We start from the raw sequence: 14214 nt of genomic DNA on the forward strand, positions 1-14214 counted from the left end.
CGGAACCCCCTATCGGGAACCCAGTACCGGTGGGTAACGTCCGGGCAGTCCAGTCGTGCTCACCCCACTGAGCACCCGCCATTCTTGGACCGCAGCCGGTGCGTCACACAGAGCCGTGGCACCGGAGCCCGATGAGGAGCAGCAGTCTTGCGCGAGTTCAGCCTTCCGGCCCTGTACGAGGTCCCGACGGACGGCAATCTGACGGATCTGATCCGCCGCAACGCCGCTCAGCATCCCGAAGTTGCGGTGATGAGCCGCAAGGTGGCCGGTGCGTGGTCCGATGTCACCGCCACCCAGTTCCTGGCCGAGGTGCGCACCGCCGCCAAAGGGCTGATCGCCTCGGGCGTGCAGCCCGGCGACCGGGTCGCCCTGATGTCGCGCACCCGGTACGAGTGGGTGCTGCTGGACTTCGCGATCTGGAGCGCGGGCGGGGTGACCGTGCCGGTGTACGAGACCAGCTCCGCCGAGCAGGTGCAGTGGATCCTCAGCGACTCCGGCGCGGTGGCGGTGTTCGTGGAGAGCGACGCGCACGCGGCGGCGGTGGCCTCCGTACGGGAGGGGCTGCCGGATCTCGCGCACGTCTGGCAGATCGAGGCGGGCGCGGTGAAGGCCCTGGGCGAGGCGGGCGCCGAGGTCTCCGACGAGACCATGGACCTGCGGATGGTCAGCGCCAAGGCGGACGACCCGGCGACCATCGTCTACACCTCCGGCACGACCGGCCGCCCCAAGGGCTGTGTGCTCACCCACCGCAGCTTCTTCGCGGAGTGCGGCAACGTGGTGGAGCGGCTGAAGCCGCTGTTCCGTACGGGCGAGTGCTCGGTGCTGCTGTTCCTGCCGGCGGCGCACGTCTTCGGCCGGATGGTCGAGGTGGCCTCGGTGATGGCCCCGATCCGGCTCGGCTGCGTCCCCGACATCAAGAACCTCACCGATGAGCTGGCCTCGTTCCGGCCGACGCTGATCCTCGGTGTGCCGCGCGTCTTCGAGAAGGTCTACAACGCGGCGCGCGCCAAGGCGCAGGCGGACGGCAAGGGCAAGATCTTCGACCGGGCCGCCGACACGGCGATCGCCTACAGCCGGGCGCTGTCCACTCCGCAGGGCCCCTCCCTCGGGCTGAAGCTCAAGCACAAGCTCTTCGACAAGCTGGTCTTCGGGAAGCTGCGCAACGTCCTGGGCGGCAAGGGCGAGTTCGCGATCTCCGGCGGCGCCCCGCTCGGTGAGCGGCTCGGCCACTTCTACCGAGGCATCGGCTTCACGGTCCTGGAGGGCTACGGCCTCACCGAGAGCTGTGCGGCGACCGCGTTCAACCCGTGGGACCGGCAGAAGATCGGTACGGTCGGCCAGCCGCTGCCCGGCTCGGTGGTCCGGATCGCGGACGACGGCGAGGTGCTGCTCCACGGCGAGCACCTGTTCACCGGGTACTGGAAGAACGAGGCGGCCTCCGCCGAGGCGCTGGCCGACGGCTGGTTCCACACCGGGGACATCGGCACGCTCGACGAGGACGGCTACCTCGCGATCACCGGCCGCAAGAAGGAGATCATCGTCACGGCGGGCGGCAAGAACGTCGCCCCGGCGGTGATCGAGGACCGTATCCGCGCCCACGCGCTGGTCGCCGAGTGCATGGTGGTCGGCGACGGCCGCCCGTTCGTCGGTGCGCTGGTCACGCTGGACGAGGACTTCCTGGGCCGCTGGGCCGAGGAGCACGGCAAGCCGGCCGGTTCGACGGCCCTGTCGCTGCGCGAGGACCCGGAGCTGCTGGCCGAGGTGCAGCGGGCGGTGGACGACGGGAACGCGGCGGTCTCCAAGGCCGAGTCCGTACGCAAGTTCCGGATCCTGCCCGCCCAGTTCACCGAGGAGGCGGGCCACATCACGCCGTCGCTGAAGCTGAAGCGGAACGTGGTGGCGAAGGACTTCGCGGACGAGGTGGAGTCGATCTACCGCGCCTGAGCGGTGTTACGCGTACGAAGGGGCCCGCACCTGAATCGTCAGGCGCGGGCCCCTTCCGCGTACTCACAGCAGCGTCTTGAGCTTCTCCGCCAGCAGGTCCCAGCGCCACTTCTCCTCGACCCAGGCCCGCCCCCGCTCCCCCATCCGCTGCCGCAGCTCCGCGTCCCCGAGCAGCGTCACGATCCGGTCCGCCGCTTCCTCGGTACTACCGCCGCGCACCACCCACCCGGTCTCGCCGTCGAGTACCGCGTCCGGGGCGCCGCCCGAGTCCCCGGCCACCACCGGCAGCCCGGTCGCGGACGCCTCCAGGTAGACGATCCCGAGCCCCTCCACGTCGAGCCCCCGCCGCCGGGTCCGGCACGGCATGGCGAAGACGTCCCCCGCCCCGTAGTGCGCGGGCAGCTCCGCCCACGGCACCGACCCGGTGAACCGCACCGAGCCCGCCACCCCGGTCTCCGCCGCGAGCCGCTCCAGCTCCTTGGCGTACGGGCCGCCGCCGACGATCAGCAGCACCGCGTCCGGGATCTGCGCCAGGATCGCGGGCATGGCCAGGATCAGCGTGTCCTGGCCCTTGCGCGGGACCAGACGGGAGACGCAGACGATCACCGGCCGGTCGGTCAGGCCGAGGCGGGCCCGGACCTGGTCACCGCCGGAGGCCGGGTGGAAGGTCTTCTCGTCGACGCCCGGCGGCAGTTGCACCATGCGGGCGGCCGCGTCCGGAGTGAGGGCCTCGGCGATCCGGGAGCGCGTGTACTCCCCCAGATAGGTGATCGTGTCCGTGGACTCGCCGATCCTCCGGAGCAGCTGCCGGGAGGCGGGCAGCTGGGCCCAGCCGGCCTCGTGGCCGTGGGTGGTGGCCACCAGCCGCTTCGCGCCCGCGCGGCGCAGCGCCGGGGCCATCAGGCCGAGCGGGGCGGCGGCGCCGAACCAGACGGAGGTGCAGCCGTGTTCCCGCAGCAGGTCGGTGGCCCGCCGGGTGACGCGCGGGGTCGGCAGCAGCATCGTCGTCCGGTCGCGGACCACGGTGAACGGCTGCTCGGCGTCGAAGGCGGCGGTGGCCGCCGTACCCTCATCGCCGCGTTTCCAGGTGGAGGCGTAGACGACGACCCGGTCGGGGTCCAGGCGGAGCGCCATGTTGTGCAGGAACGCCTGGATGCCACCGGGGCGGGGCGGGAAGTCGTTGGTCACGATCAAGGTCTTGTCCATCGCGGCTGACAGTACCGAACGGCCGCGCCTCACCGTCCACGCCCTCACCCCCCGGCATCATGGGCCGCCGAACGGGAGCCGGGACGATCCAGGGCGGCGGCGATGACAGGGCGGGCATCCGGATGACAGGCCGGACATCCAAGGGCGCGGGGCTCCTGCCGTGCGCGGCCTGGGCGGTGACCCGGGCGGCGCTGCTGCTCTGGGTGTTCGGGGTGCTCACCCTGGGCACCCTCGATGTCACGGTGGACGTGTCGGTGATCTACCGGGGCTGGTACGAGACGCTGCTGACCGGCACGTACCCGCTGGACGACGTCACCTGGCAGTACCCGCCCGGCGCCGCCCTCGCCATCCTCTCCCCCTCCCTGCTGCCCTTCTGGGAGTACGCCAGCGCCTTCTACGTCCTCGTGCTGCTCTGCGACGCGCTGGTCTTCGGCCTGCTGCTGTACGCGGGGCGGCGGCCGGGGATAAGGGCGGCGGGCACGTGGGTGTGGATCGTGGGGGTGCCGCTGCTGGGGCCGACGGTGTACGCGCGGTACGACCTGATGGTGACGGCGGTCGCGGTGGCGGCGCTGCTGGCCGGGGTGCGCCACCCGAAGGTGCTGGGCGCGCTGGCCGCGTTCGGGGCGCTGCTGAAGGTGTGGCCGGCGCTGGTGCTGATCGGGGTCCGGCGGGGGCGGCCGACCCGGGCGGCCTGGTCGGTGGCGGTGCTGACGGGGGCCGGTCTGGCGGTGGGGTTCGCGCTGTGGATGCCGGGGGCGTACGCGTTCCTGGCGTTCCAGCGGGACCGGGGCCTGGAGATCGAGTCGCTGGGCGCGCTGTACTTCCACCTCGCGCGCCAGGTCGGCTGGGAGGGGCGGGTGGAGCTGCACTACGGCTCGATGGAGTTCCTCGGCCCGCAGGTGGAGCTGGTCTCGACGCTCGCGCTGGGGCTGGCCGTGCTCGCGCTGGGCTGGCTGCTGGTGTGGCGGCTGCGGGCCCGGACGTTCGCCGCGCACACCCCGGCGCAGGCCGCGTTCACGGCGGTGCTGCTGTTCACCACGACGAGCCGGGTGATCAGCCCGCAGTACATGGTGTGGCTGGTCGGACTCGCTGCCGTCTGCCTCGCCTTCCGGAACGGCGGAATGGTGCGGCCCGCCGTACTGGTGCTGGTGGCGGCCGGAGTGACGGTGCTGGAGTTCCCGGTGTACTTCGCCGAGGTGGTGGCGAGCGACGCGTGGGGCGTGGCGCTCCTCGTCGTACGGAACGGGCTGCTGGTGGCGGCCTCGGTGACGGCCGCGCGGCGGCTGTGGCGGGAGACGGTGCCGAGGGCGGTGGCCGGTCTGCCTCCGGTCGGCGGGGATCAGCCGAGCCGGGTGCTCAGGTAGTCGCGCCAGTCGGCGGTGAACTGCTCCGGCGTCGTGGCGAGCACCGACCCCAGCGCCTGCTCCACCGCCCCGTCCCGCCCGGGATGGGCGCCGACCGCCGCGTAGAAGGCGGTGAGCTTCTCCTGGCCCCACCGCTCGGCGATGAGCTCGCAGGCCATCCAGGCGCTCTCGTAGGCCCGGGACAGCTTGGCCGGGTCGCCGTCGAAGCCGAAGTCCTGGTCGACGGGGAGTTCGGCGGGTAGCTCACCGGCCCGGACCGCGCCGGTCAGCTCGGGGGCGATGAGGTCGGGCGTGCGGTCCTCGCCCCGGTAGGCGGCCCAGTCGGCGAACCCTTCGGAGAGCCAGACCGGCGTGGCCGTGGAGGTGCTGGTCCGGGTGGCGACATGGACCGTCTCATGGGTCAGGACGACGCGCTGGCCGAAGCTGCCGAGCGTGGCGTACGCCTGCGGGTTGACGATCACCCGGTCCGCGAGCGCCGGCCGCTCCCCGGCGGCGCCGGCCTCGCCGGTGGTGACGGCGGCGATGCCCCGGTAGCTGGTCTCCGGCGAGCCCAGCAGGTCCGCCATGGACTCCGTGGAGTCCGGGACGAGGACGACCACCCGGCGCGCCCAGGACCCCGGCCAGGCGTCGGAGACGGCCGGTACGGCGAGGTCCACGGTGTCCGCGACCTGGCGCAGCTCCTCCTGCGGCCGCCCGACGCCCAGGACGAGGCTGTGGGCGCCCCGCACGACCTCCACCTCCCCCTGGTGCCAGAGCTGTTCGGAGGCGCCCTTGGCGGGCCGGTCGGCGCTGACGTACCACTTCTCGCCGTCGCGCATCAGCTCCAGGGTGCGGCGGGTGGCGACGGGCGCGGTGTCATACCCGTCGATCCGGTAGCGCAGCTCCACCTCGGCGGTGGCCCAGTCGCCGTCCTCCGCGGTGATGCCCTTCACCTCATACGACCAGGAGTTCAGCGGTACGTCGGCGAGGTTGGCGAACTCGGTGCGCTGGACGGCCCGCAGCTTCACGGCGTCGGGGGCCAGCGCGTCGAGGTAGCCCGCCGGGTCCCGGGCGAGGACGGCGGCGGCCCGGCGCTCCAGGGTGGCGTCGATCTCCCGGACGGTGAGCGAGGTGTCGGCATCGGCCGGGGCCACACAGCCGGAGGCGGTCAGCAGGGCGGCGAGCACCACGCCCGCCGCACGCCGAGGAGACCGGGGTCGTCCCCCTCGCGCACCACGTACTCCTACGGCCACCCTGCCGATCGTACGGTCAGATCCGGGTGACCGAGGAGACCGGCATCATGCCGACGGGGTCGTAGCGGATCGCGGCGCCCGGGTACGGGGCGTGGATGACCTGGCCGTTGCCGACGTACATGCCGATGTGGCTGGCGTCGGCGCGGTAGGCGACCAAGTCGCCGGGCTGGGCCTGGGAGAGCGGGACCATGCGGCCGGCGTACCGCTGGGCCTGCGAGGTGCGCGGCAGGCTCACCCCGGCCTGGCCGTAGGCCCACTGCATGAGGCCGGAGCAGTCGAAGCCGGAGGGCCCGTTGGCGCCCCACACGTACGGCTTGCCGAGCGCCTGGCGAACGGCGGCGACGGCCGACATCCCGCGGGCCGAGCCGGGCGCGACACCGGAGAGGTCGGGGGCGGCGTCGCGGCCGGAGCGGGAGGCGCGGTCGAAGGCGGCGCGGTCCTGGGCCGGCAGCGAGTTCAGCAGCTGCCGGGCCTGGCGGAGCTTGGCTTCGACGGTCCGCTTGTGGCGGGTGACGGCGGCCCGGTCGCGCTCCAGCCCGGCGAGGGCGCGGCCGGCCTCGGCGCGGGTCTGGGCCACCTTGCGCTGGGCGTGCCGGAGCTTGTCCAGGGTCAGCGCCTGGCGCACCCCGGCCCGGTCGAGCGCCGCGGCCCGCTCCAGGTAGGTGTCCGGGTCGGAGGAGAGCAGCAGCGCGAGGGCCGGGTCGATCGAGCCGGTGCGGTACTGGGCGCCCGCCATCGCACCGAGCGAGTTCCGCATCCGGTTGATGGCCTCCTGGCCGCGGGCGGTCGCGTCCTGGGCCCGGTCCGCCTCGCCGCGCAGCCGCTCCACCCGCTCGCCGGCCTCGTTGTAGAGCTCGGTGGCCTGCTCGGCCTCGCCGTAGAGCCGGTCGACGGCCGCCTTGGCGCTCGCGCGGGTGTCCTGGGGGTCGGCGCTCGCCGGGGCTCCGGTCAGGGTGGCGGCCGCGGTGGCGGCGGCCGCCGAGACGACCGTGACGCGGACGCTCCGATGGAGGCCGGACTGGGTGGGACGGCGATGGGACACCACAGGAAGCCGCACTTCCTTCCGCTGACGCAGTTGACGCAGGAACGCGCGGGTCCGTACCGGGAGCCGCGCAGCAGCCAGACAGTAATCGGACGACCACCGGGCGGCCAAAGACCTCGGCGGTGGCGGAAGAGGCGTCGAAACGGCGCTGCCCCGCCGGTGACCTCGGTCTCCGGGCGGGGCAGGGCGTCAGTGCGGGGTGGGGCGATTCCCTCGTTCGGGCGTCGCTCCGGGCGGGCGCGGCGTCGGTTCGGACGCGTCAGATGTGTACGCGTCGGAAGCGTCCGTGCGGACGCGTCAGATGCGGACGCCGAACTGGAAGGTGCCCATGTAGTCCATCGACTCGTAGCGGACGACGGTGCCCGGCTTCGGGGCGTGCAGGATCTGGTTGTTACCGGCGTAGAAGCCGACGTGCGACAGGCCGTTGAAGAAGACCAGGTCGCCGGGCCTGAGCTCGCTGCGGCCGATCTTCGTGCCGTCGTTCTGCTGGGTGTACGTGGTCCGGGAGATGCCGACACCGGCCTGGGCGAAGGCCCACTGGGTCAGCCCGGAGCAGTCGTACGAGTTGGGGCCCGAGCCGCCGGAGACGTACGGCTTGCCGAGCTGGGTGGCGGCGGCGCTGAGGGCGGCGGCTCCACGGCCCGACGCGGGGGCCTCGTTGCCGAGTTCGACGCGCTCGCTGGTGGCGCGGCTGGCGCGGTCCTTCTCCGCCTCCTCCTCCTGGATCTTCGCGCGCTCGGCGGCGGTCAGGCTGTTGAGGAGGCGCTGCGCGTCGGCCAGCTTGCCCTGGTACTTCTTCTTGTTCTCGCCGAGCTGCTTGCGGACGTCGGCGAGGTCGCCGAGCTTGTCCTGGGCCTCCTTGCGCTGCTGGGCGAGGGTGCGCTGCTTGGCCTGGATCTTCTGCAGCGACTCCGTCTGCTTGACCGTCAGCTGGTCGAGCGCGGAGGCCTGGTCGAGGAAGCTGTCCGGGTCCGAGGCGAGGAAGAGGGCGACCGAGGGGTCGATGCCGCCGGAGCGGTACTGCGCGGTGGCGATCGAACCCAACTCGCCACGCAGGGTGTTGAGCTCGTCCTGGCCGCGGGCGACCTTGTCCTGCAGCGCGTCGACCTGCTTCTTCAGCTTGTCCTGCTGCTCCTTGGCCCCGTTGTACTTCTCGGTGGCGGCCTCGGCCTCGTGGTAGAGCTTGTCGACCTCCGCCTTGACCTCGTCCTTGGTCGGCTTGGGGTCGGCGTGGGCGGCCTGGGAGGTCAGGGCCACAGCCGCGGCGGCGGTCGCGGTGAGCACGGTCACACGGGCGCGGCTCGGCTGCTTGGGACGACGGTGGGACGCCACGAAGGCGAGCTCCTTCTTCCTCAGAGCCGCCTACCGGGCTGGGGGAAAGAATCCCCGGCTCCGTGCACTCACGGATTCGGCGGTTCCTTCGCCGCCACCCCCAATGGGTGATCAACCGTGCGAAGGTTCGAGGGCTAAACCTAGTGACCATCTTGTGATCAGTTCAAATCCTCACAGGATTTTTCTTGTCACATCAGGCACTTCTTTACTCTCACTCCACCACGTGTAGCGGGGACTTGACGGTACGTTCCCAAAAATCCGGCATGCCACACATGCCGTACAACTGTACCTAGACGCGCGAAAGCCGCTTGAGGAGCAAGACGGACGCGACCGGCCGGGCACCGGCCTTGGCCACCCCGTCCGCCACCTCGCGGTCGGTGGAGACCACCACCACGGGCCGTCCCGGCGGTTCCGCGCGGGCCAGTTGGCGGATCAGCTCGTCCGCCGTGACCCCCGCCTTGCTGAACAGCACCCGCACCCCGCGCGGCGGCGCGAGCAGCACCGGGGCGGCCAGCTCGGCGCCGTCGAAGACACAGGTCATCTCGGCGCCGGTCTGCGCGGCGAGCACCGAAAGGCCGCCCAGCAGCCGCAACCGCTGCTTCTCCAGCGGCATCTGGGGATAGCCGGTCTTGGTGACGTTGTAGCCGTCCACGATGAGGTGGGCCTGCGGCAGCGCCAGCAGCTGGTCGAGCAGGGCCGGATCGGTGTCCGAAAGCGCCCTGGCGGCGATGTCCTTGGGCGACATCCGGCCGGGCTCGACCGCGTCCACGCTGTCGGCCGGGCGGGTCGTCACCGGGGGCAGGGCCAGCTCGCGGCGGAGCCCCGACGCCGCGTCCAGCACGGTGTCCAGGAGCAGCCGCAGCCGCATGTCCTCCACCGAACGGCCCTCGCGGGAGGCCCGGCGGCCCGCCTCCACGGCCGCCTCGGCCTCGCCGAGCCGGTGCTTGAGCCGGCGCGACTCGCTCTCGGCGGCGGAGAGCTGGGCGGCCGCCTCGGCCCGCTGGACCTCCGCCTCGGCGGTGGAGCGGCGCAGAGCGGCCTCGCCGCGCTTGACCTCGCTCTGCGCGGAGCGGAGCTTGCGGTGGAGCGACTCGGACTCCTTGCGGGCCGCGTCCAGCTCGGCCCGCAGCCGCTCGGTCTCGCTGCGGGTGTGGGCGCGCGCCCGCTCCAGCTCCTCGCGCAGCTGGAGCAGTTCGCGCCGCGTCTCCTCGTCCACCCGCTCCGCGTCGGCCCGCTGGGCCTCCTCGCCGGCCGCCTCGACCAGCTTGACCCAGCCGACCGGGCGCAGCACATAGGCGGCGGCGGCCACATCGACGGGGTCGGCGGCGGCGGGCGGCGAACCCGCCTCCAGCGCACCGGCCAGCTCCGGCTGGGCCTGGCTCAGCCGCTCACCGATGCGCTGGCGGAAGAGCGGGTCGCTCTCCAGCGCGGCGGCCATCGCGTTCCCGGCGAACTTGGCCCGCCGGGTCGGGGTGAACCGGGCGTACTGCCGCAACTGGGCGGGCAGTTCGGCGATGGTCAGACCGCCGAAGGCGTCCGCGACCAGGGCGACGACCCGCCGCCGTACGCCTTCGGGCAGCGGGCGGTCGAGCGCCTCGGCACCGCCGTCGGCCGCATCGGCCGGTTCGGCGCCGCTGGTCGGCTGATCCACCGTCCGTCACCCCATAGATATGTCTGTCGGCGCGCTCCCTCAGGAGGCGGCACCCGGCCTGTCCACCAGTTCGATCTGGTCCACCGCGTTGCACCAACGACAGCGGACCGACTCGATGGTCTCACTGACCACCTCCCGCTCCTCGACACTGGACTCACCGGCCAGGTCGAGGTGCACGTACTCCACGACCTTGGAGGACCGCGTCACGTCGAAGCGCGTGAGATTGCCGCACAGGGTGCAGCGCCAGCGGGTCCCGTCGGTCGGCAGGGGAACCGTCGTCATCGTTGCGTCCTCTTTCGTCGTCTCCGACAGCGCGCGCGGGGCGTGCCGCCGTGTCGCTTCCTGTCCTACGTCAAGGATCTCGCGGTGCGCCGTCGAACTGCGGAAGTCCTGGCGTAACCCTACGGCCTCGCGTATAGGCATCGGCACGGCGAGGCGCTCCGTCCCGTTCTCCGCCGGTACGCCATGCTCTGTACATGATCGACGTACGGCGGTTCGACTGGCGGGCCTCGGCCGGGAAGGTCCGGGACAGCGCGGCGGGCGGGACGGTGGGCGGGGTGCCGGTGACGTACGGGCTGATCGCCCTGTGCTGCGCGATCTTCGTGATCAGCCCGCTCTCCGGATTCGGCGGCGCCTCCTACGGCAGCCAGGACGCACTGCTCGCCGCGCAGGCCGGGTACTTCGAGCGGTGGGGGGTGATCCCGGCCGAGCTGTGGGAGGGCTCGGCGCGCGCCCTGGCCACCCCGTTCACCGCGCTGTTCGTGCACGGCAGCTGGCTGCACCTGCTGGGCAACCTGCTCTTCCTGTACGTGTTCGGGGCGATGGCCGAGGAACGCATGGGCCATGTGCACTTCGCGCTCTTCTACGTGGGGTGCGGCTACCTGGCGCTGGTCTGCTACGCGGCGGTGCACGCGGACTCGGAGCAGACGCTGGTCGGCGCGTCGGGCGCGATCTCGGCGGTGCTCGGGGCGTTCCTGTACCTGTTCCCGAAGGCCCGGGTGACCAGCCTGTTCCCGTTCCTCTTCTTCCTGCCGCTGCGGTTTCCCGCCTGGATCGTGCTGGTCTTCTGGTTCGGGCTCCAGTGGGCGGCGGCGCAGGCGGCGGACGCCGGGCCGGGGGTGGCGTATCTGGCGCATGTGGCGGGGTTCGCGGCGGGGTTTCTGTACGCCTGGGTGCGCTATCGGGGAGGGGCCCGAGCGGAAGGCCCTAAGGTGAAGGTTCCAGCCACGGCGACCGAGGGAGACAGACAGCCGTGATCACCGCGATCGTGCTCATCAAGACCAGCGTGGACCGGATTCCGGAGATCGCCGAGGCCATCGCCGCGCTGGACAGTGTCAGCGAGGTCTTCTCCGTCACCGGCACCTACGACCTGATCGCCATGGTCCGGGTGGCCCGCCACGACGACCTCGCCGACGTCATCCCCGGCCGGATCAGCAAGATCCCGGGGGTCGAGGGCACGGACACGCATGTGGCGTTCCGTACGTACTCCCAGCACGACCTGGAAGCGGCGTTCGCCATCGGCCTGGACGCGTAACTCCACGTATTCCGGCCGGGGGCGGGCAGCGCGCCCGTCCCCGGCCGAGGTGTTGTCAGACCGTACGGGCTCCCTCGCCACGGTCCGGGACGCAACGGCCGTCCTCGGTGCGGTACTTCCACTGGGCGCCCTCGCGAACCAGCTCGGAGACCGCGCGCAGGAACCGCTCGATGTGCTCGTCCGGCGTACCGGCGCCGAAGCTGACCCGGATGGCGTTGAGCGAGCGTTCGCCCGGCTCGGCCTCCGGCGCGCCGCACTCGCCCGGGTCCTGCGGGTCGCTGCCGAGGAGGGTGCGGACCAGCGGGTGGGCGCAGAAGAGGCCGTCGCGGACGCCGATGCCGTACTCGGCGGAGAGCGCGGCGGCGAAGTGCGAGCTGTTCCAGCCGCGCACCACGAAGGAGATGACGCCGACGCGGGGCGCGTCGTCGCCGAAGAGCGAGAGCACCTGGACCTCGGGGACCTCGGCGAGCCCTTCGCGGACCCGGCGCACCAGCTCCTGCTCCCGGGCGACCAGGGTGTCGAAGCCCGCCTCGGTGAGGGCCTTGCAGGCGGAGGCGATGGAGTAGACGCCGATCACGTTGGGCGAACCGGCCTCGTGGCGGGCGGCCGTGGTGTGCCAGTCGACGTCCACGCCGCCGTCCGCGCGCCGGGCGACCTTGCGGGAGGCGCCGCCGCCGGCGAGGTACGGTTCGGCCGCCTGGAGCCAGTCGGCGCGGCCCGCGAGGACCCCGGAGCCGAAGGGCGCGTACAGCTTGTGGCCGGAGAACGCGACCCAGTCGACGTCCAGTTCGGCGATGTCCACCGGGTGGTGCGGGGCCAGCTGGGCGGCGTCCAGGACGATGCGGGCGCCGTGTGCGTGGGCGGCGGCGGCCAGTTCCTTCACCGGCCACAGCTCACCGGTCACGTTGGAGGCGCCGGTGACACAGACGAGGGCCGGGCCGTAGGGGTCGCGGTCGGCCAGCGCCCGCTCCAGGCTCTCGACCGCCTGGCCCGGCGTACGGGGCGCGTTGAGGTAGGTGACCTGGGCGTCGCGCCAGGGCAGCAGGGAGGCGTGGTGCTCGGTCTCGTACACGAAGACCTGGCAGTCCGCCGGGAGCGCGGCGGCCAGCAGGTTGAGGGAGTCGGTGGTCGAGCGGGTGAAGACGACCTGGTCCTCCGCGCGGCAGCCGAGGAACTCGGCGACCGTGCGGCGGCTGCTCTCGAAGAGGTCGGTGGAGAGCTGCGAGAGGTATCCGGCCCCGCGGTGGACGCTGCCGTAGTACGGGGCGTACGCGGCCACGTCGTCCCAGACCCGCTGGAGGGCCGGGGCGCTGGCGGCGTAGTCGAGTGCGGCGTAGGTGACTTCACCGCCGGTGACGAGCGGAACGGTGACATCCTGCCCCAGAACGGGCAGCGGGGCACAAACCGACGGGTCGATGGCAGCGGTGGAGACAGACATGGCGAACTCCCGTAAAAGGCAGGCGAAACTCACGCGCCTGCGGATACGCGGCGGCGCGGGAGGGGGAAGGAAAAGGGTGCGCTGAAGGAGGGCGATGAAGCCCTAGCGCATTCGCTTGCTCACAGAAGGCTCCCTAGGGACCAGGACCCCGGGGGCTGACGTCCACTGGACGCCGAGGGGCCCGCGCTTGCCGCAGACCTCGCTGCCTACGGCCTGGTCTTCACCCGGGGCACCCCGCCACGGACGGAGGGTTGCCGGACAGCGGGCCGGGGCCGTAGTCGCTGTCACTCATGACCTGCGCAGCATCTTGCCATATGTATGCGCACGCGCAAGGGCGCAGTCCGGCATCCGGACTGCGCCCTTGGCCGGTTTCAGACGTTGCTGGCCGCCACCCACCGCTCCAGCGCGTGCTTGGCCGCACCGGAGTCGACGGCTTCGGCGGCCACCTGGATCTTCGCCGCGATCTGCTCGGTCAGCGTGCCGGTGCCCGGGTCGAGCGCGACCAGCGCCGCCGCCGAGTTGAGCAGCACCGCCTCCCGTACCGCGCCGGTCTCGCCGTCCAGCAGGCGGCGGGCCACATCGGCGTTGTACGAGGCGTCGGCGCCGCGCAGCGCCTCGACGGGGACGAGCGGGAGGCCGACGTCGCGCGGGTCGAAGGGCTCCTCGCGGACACTGCCGTCCCGGACCACCCAGACCCGCGAGGTGGCGGTGGTGGTCAGCTCGTCGAGCCCGTCGTCGCCGCGGAAGACGAGGGCCGAGTTGCCGCGCTCCGCGAGGACGCCCGCGACGATGGGCGCCATCCTGGCGTCGGCCACGCCGATGGCCTGGGAGCGCACCTGGGCCGGGTTGGTGAGGGGGCCCAGGATGTTGAACGTGGTCTGCGCGCCGAGCTCCCGGCGGGCCTTGGCCGCGTACCGCAGGGCCGGGTGGAACTTGACGGCGAAGCAGAAGGTGATGCCCGCCGCCTCGGCGACCTCGACCACCCGCTGCGGGGTCAGCTCCAGGTTGACGCCGAGCTTCTCCAGTACGTCGGAGGAGCCGCTCGCCGACGAGGCGGCCCGGTTGCCGTGCTTGACGACCTTGGCGCCGGTCCCGGCGATGACGATCGCGGACATGGTGGAGATGTTGACCGTCTTGGCGAGGTCGCCGCCGGTGCCGACGATGTCGACGGTGCGGCCGGGCACATGGATGGTGTTGGCGTGCGCGTACATCGCGCGCACCAGACCGGTGACCTCTTCGACGGTCTCGCCCTTGGCCCGCAGCGCGACCGCGAAGCCGGCGATCTGCGCGTCGGTCGCCTCGCCGCTCATGATGCGGTCCATCGCCCAGGCGGTCTCCTCGGTGGAGAGGTTCTCGCCGCGGAGCAGGGGGTTCAGCAGGCCGGGCCAGGAACGGTCCGCCACGCTGTCGCCGCCGCTCGGGGTCACAACGTTCATGGTCCGCTCCAGGGGTCCACAGCCGGAAGAGATAC

General features: G+C 72.4%; 12 protein-coding genes and 1 riboswitch. Of the genes, 4 read left to right on the forward strand and 8 right to left on the reverse strand.

Annotated features, from left to right (window positions below):
* Positions 1-147 precede the first annotated feature (147 nt).
* The gene (locus ACQP09_RS07185; RefSeq protein WP_433396860.1) at positions 148-1944 is read left to right on the forward strand and encodes an AMP-dependent synthetase/ligase; all 1797 of its coding nucleotides are present in this window, start codon (positions 148-150) and stop codon (positions 1942-1944) included.
* A gap of 63 nt (positions 1945-2007) precedes the next feature.
* On the opposite strand, the gene ACQP09_RS07190 is transcribed toward ACQP09_RS07185, so the two are convergent.
* Positions 2008-3150, reverse strand: a complete 1143-nt coding sequence (locus ACQP09_RS07190; RefSeq protein WP_433396862.1) for a glycosyltransferase family 4 protein — start codon at positions 3148-3150, stop codon at positions 2008-2010.
* Positions 3151-3272: 122 nt separating this feature from the next.
* Between ACQP09_RS07190 and ACQP09_RS07195 the strand changes: the two genes are divergently transcribed.
* The gene (locus ACQP09_RS07195; RefSeq protein ID WP_433396864.1) at positions 3273-4514 is read left to right on the forward strand and encodes a glycosyltransferase 87 family protein; all 1242 of its coding nucleotides are present in this window, start codon (positions 3273-3275) and stop codon (positions 4512-4514) included.
* On the opposite strand, the gene ACQP09_RS07200 is transcribed toward ACQP09_RS07195, so the two are convergent.
* The 5 genes from ACQP09_RS07200 to ACQP09_RS07220 form a co-directional block, all read right to left on the reverse strand.
* A complete protein-coding gene (locus tag ACQP09_RS07200; RefSeq protein ID WP_433396865.1) occupies positions 4490-5746 on the reverse strand; it encodes a hypothetical protein in 1257 nt (418 codons plus the stop codon). The two genes, ACQP09_RS07195 and ACQP09_RS07200, sit on opposite strands and share 25 nt — an antisense overlap.
* A 16-nt stretch (positions 5747-5762) precedes the next feature.
* Positions 5763-6791, reverse strand: coding sequence for an NlpC/P60 family protein (locus ACQP09_RS07205; protein ID WP_433396867.1), 1029 nt, complete (start codon positions 6789-6791; stop codon positions 5763-5765).
* A gap of 294 nt (positions 6792-7085) precedes the next feature.
* On the reverse strand, positions 7086-8120 hold the full coding sequence (locus tag ACQP09_RS07210) for an NlpC/P60 family protein (RefSeq protein ID WP_432148185.1): 1035 nt from the start codon (positions 8118-8120) through the stop codon (positions 7086-7088).
* A gap of 289 nt (positions 8121-8409) precedes the next feature.
* Entirely contained in the window at positions 8410-9771 is a 1362-nt protein-coding gene (locus tag ACQP09_RS07215) for an NYN domain-containing protein (RefSeq protein WP_433396869.1), read from the reverse strand.
* A 39-nt stretch (positions 9772-9810) separates the two neighbouring features.
* Positions 9811-10053, reverse strand: a complete 243-nt coding sequence (locus ACQP09_RS07220; RefSeq protein WP_015608051.1) for a hypothetical protein — start codon at positions 10051-10053, stop codon at positions 9811-9813.
* Between the two features lie 194 nt (positions 10054-10247).
* Here ACQP09_RS07220 and ACQP09_RS07225 point away from each other — a divergent pair, with 194 nt between their 5' ends.
* Both ACQP09_RS07225 and ACQP09_RS07230 read left to right on the forward strand, forming a co-directional pair.
* Positions 10248-11027: a rhomboid family intramembrane serine protease gene (locus ACQP09_RS07225; protein WP_433396871.1), complete on the forward strand. Its 780-nt coding sequence runs from the start codon at positions 10248-10250 to the stop codon at positions 11025-11027.
* Positions 11024-11305 (forward strand): Lrp/AsnC family transcriptional regulator, encoded by a 282-nt coding sequence (locus ACQP09_RS07230; protein ID WP_003969641.1) that lies wholly within the window; start codon positions 11024-11026, stop codon positions 11303-11305. Before ACQP09_RS07225 ends, ACQP09_RS07230 begins: the two co-directional genes overlap by 4 nt.
* 55 nt (positions 11306-11360) lie before the next feature.
* On the opposite strand, the gene ACQP09_RS07235 is transcribed toward ACQP09_RS07230, so the two are convergent.
* Both ACQP09_RS07235 and trpD read right to left on the reverse strand, forming a co-directional pair.
* On the reverse strand, positions 11361-12743 hold the full coding sequence (locus ACQP09_RS07235) for an aminotransferase class V-fold PLP-dependent enzyme (protein WP_433396873.1): 1383 nt from the start codon (positions 12741-12743) through the stop codon (positions 11361-11363).
* 178 nt (positions 12744-12921) lie between these two features.
* Positions 12922-13039: riboswitch (SAM riboswitch) on the reverse strand.
* 75 nt (positions 13040-13114) lie between these two features.
* Complete coding sequence (gene trpD / locus ACQP09_RS07240) at positions 13115-14179, reverse strand: anthranilate phosphoribosyltransferase (protein WP_433396875.1); 1065 nt, start codon at positions 14177-14179, stop codon at positions 13115-13117.
* Positions 14180-14214: the final 35 nt, after the last annotated feature.

The sequence above is a fragment of the Streptomyces sp. CA-146814 genome, from assembly GCF_050942385.1.
Lineage (GTDB): Bacteria > Actinomycetota > Actinomycetes > Streptomycetales > Streptomycetaceae > Streptomyces.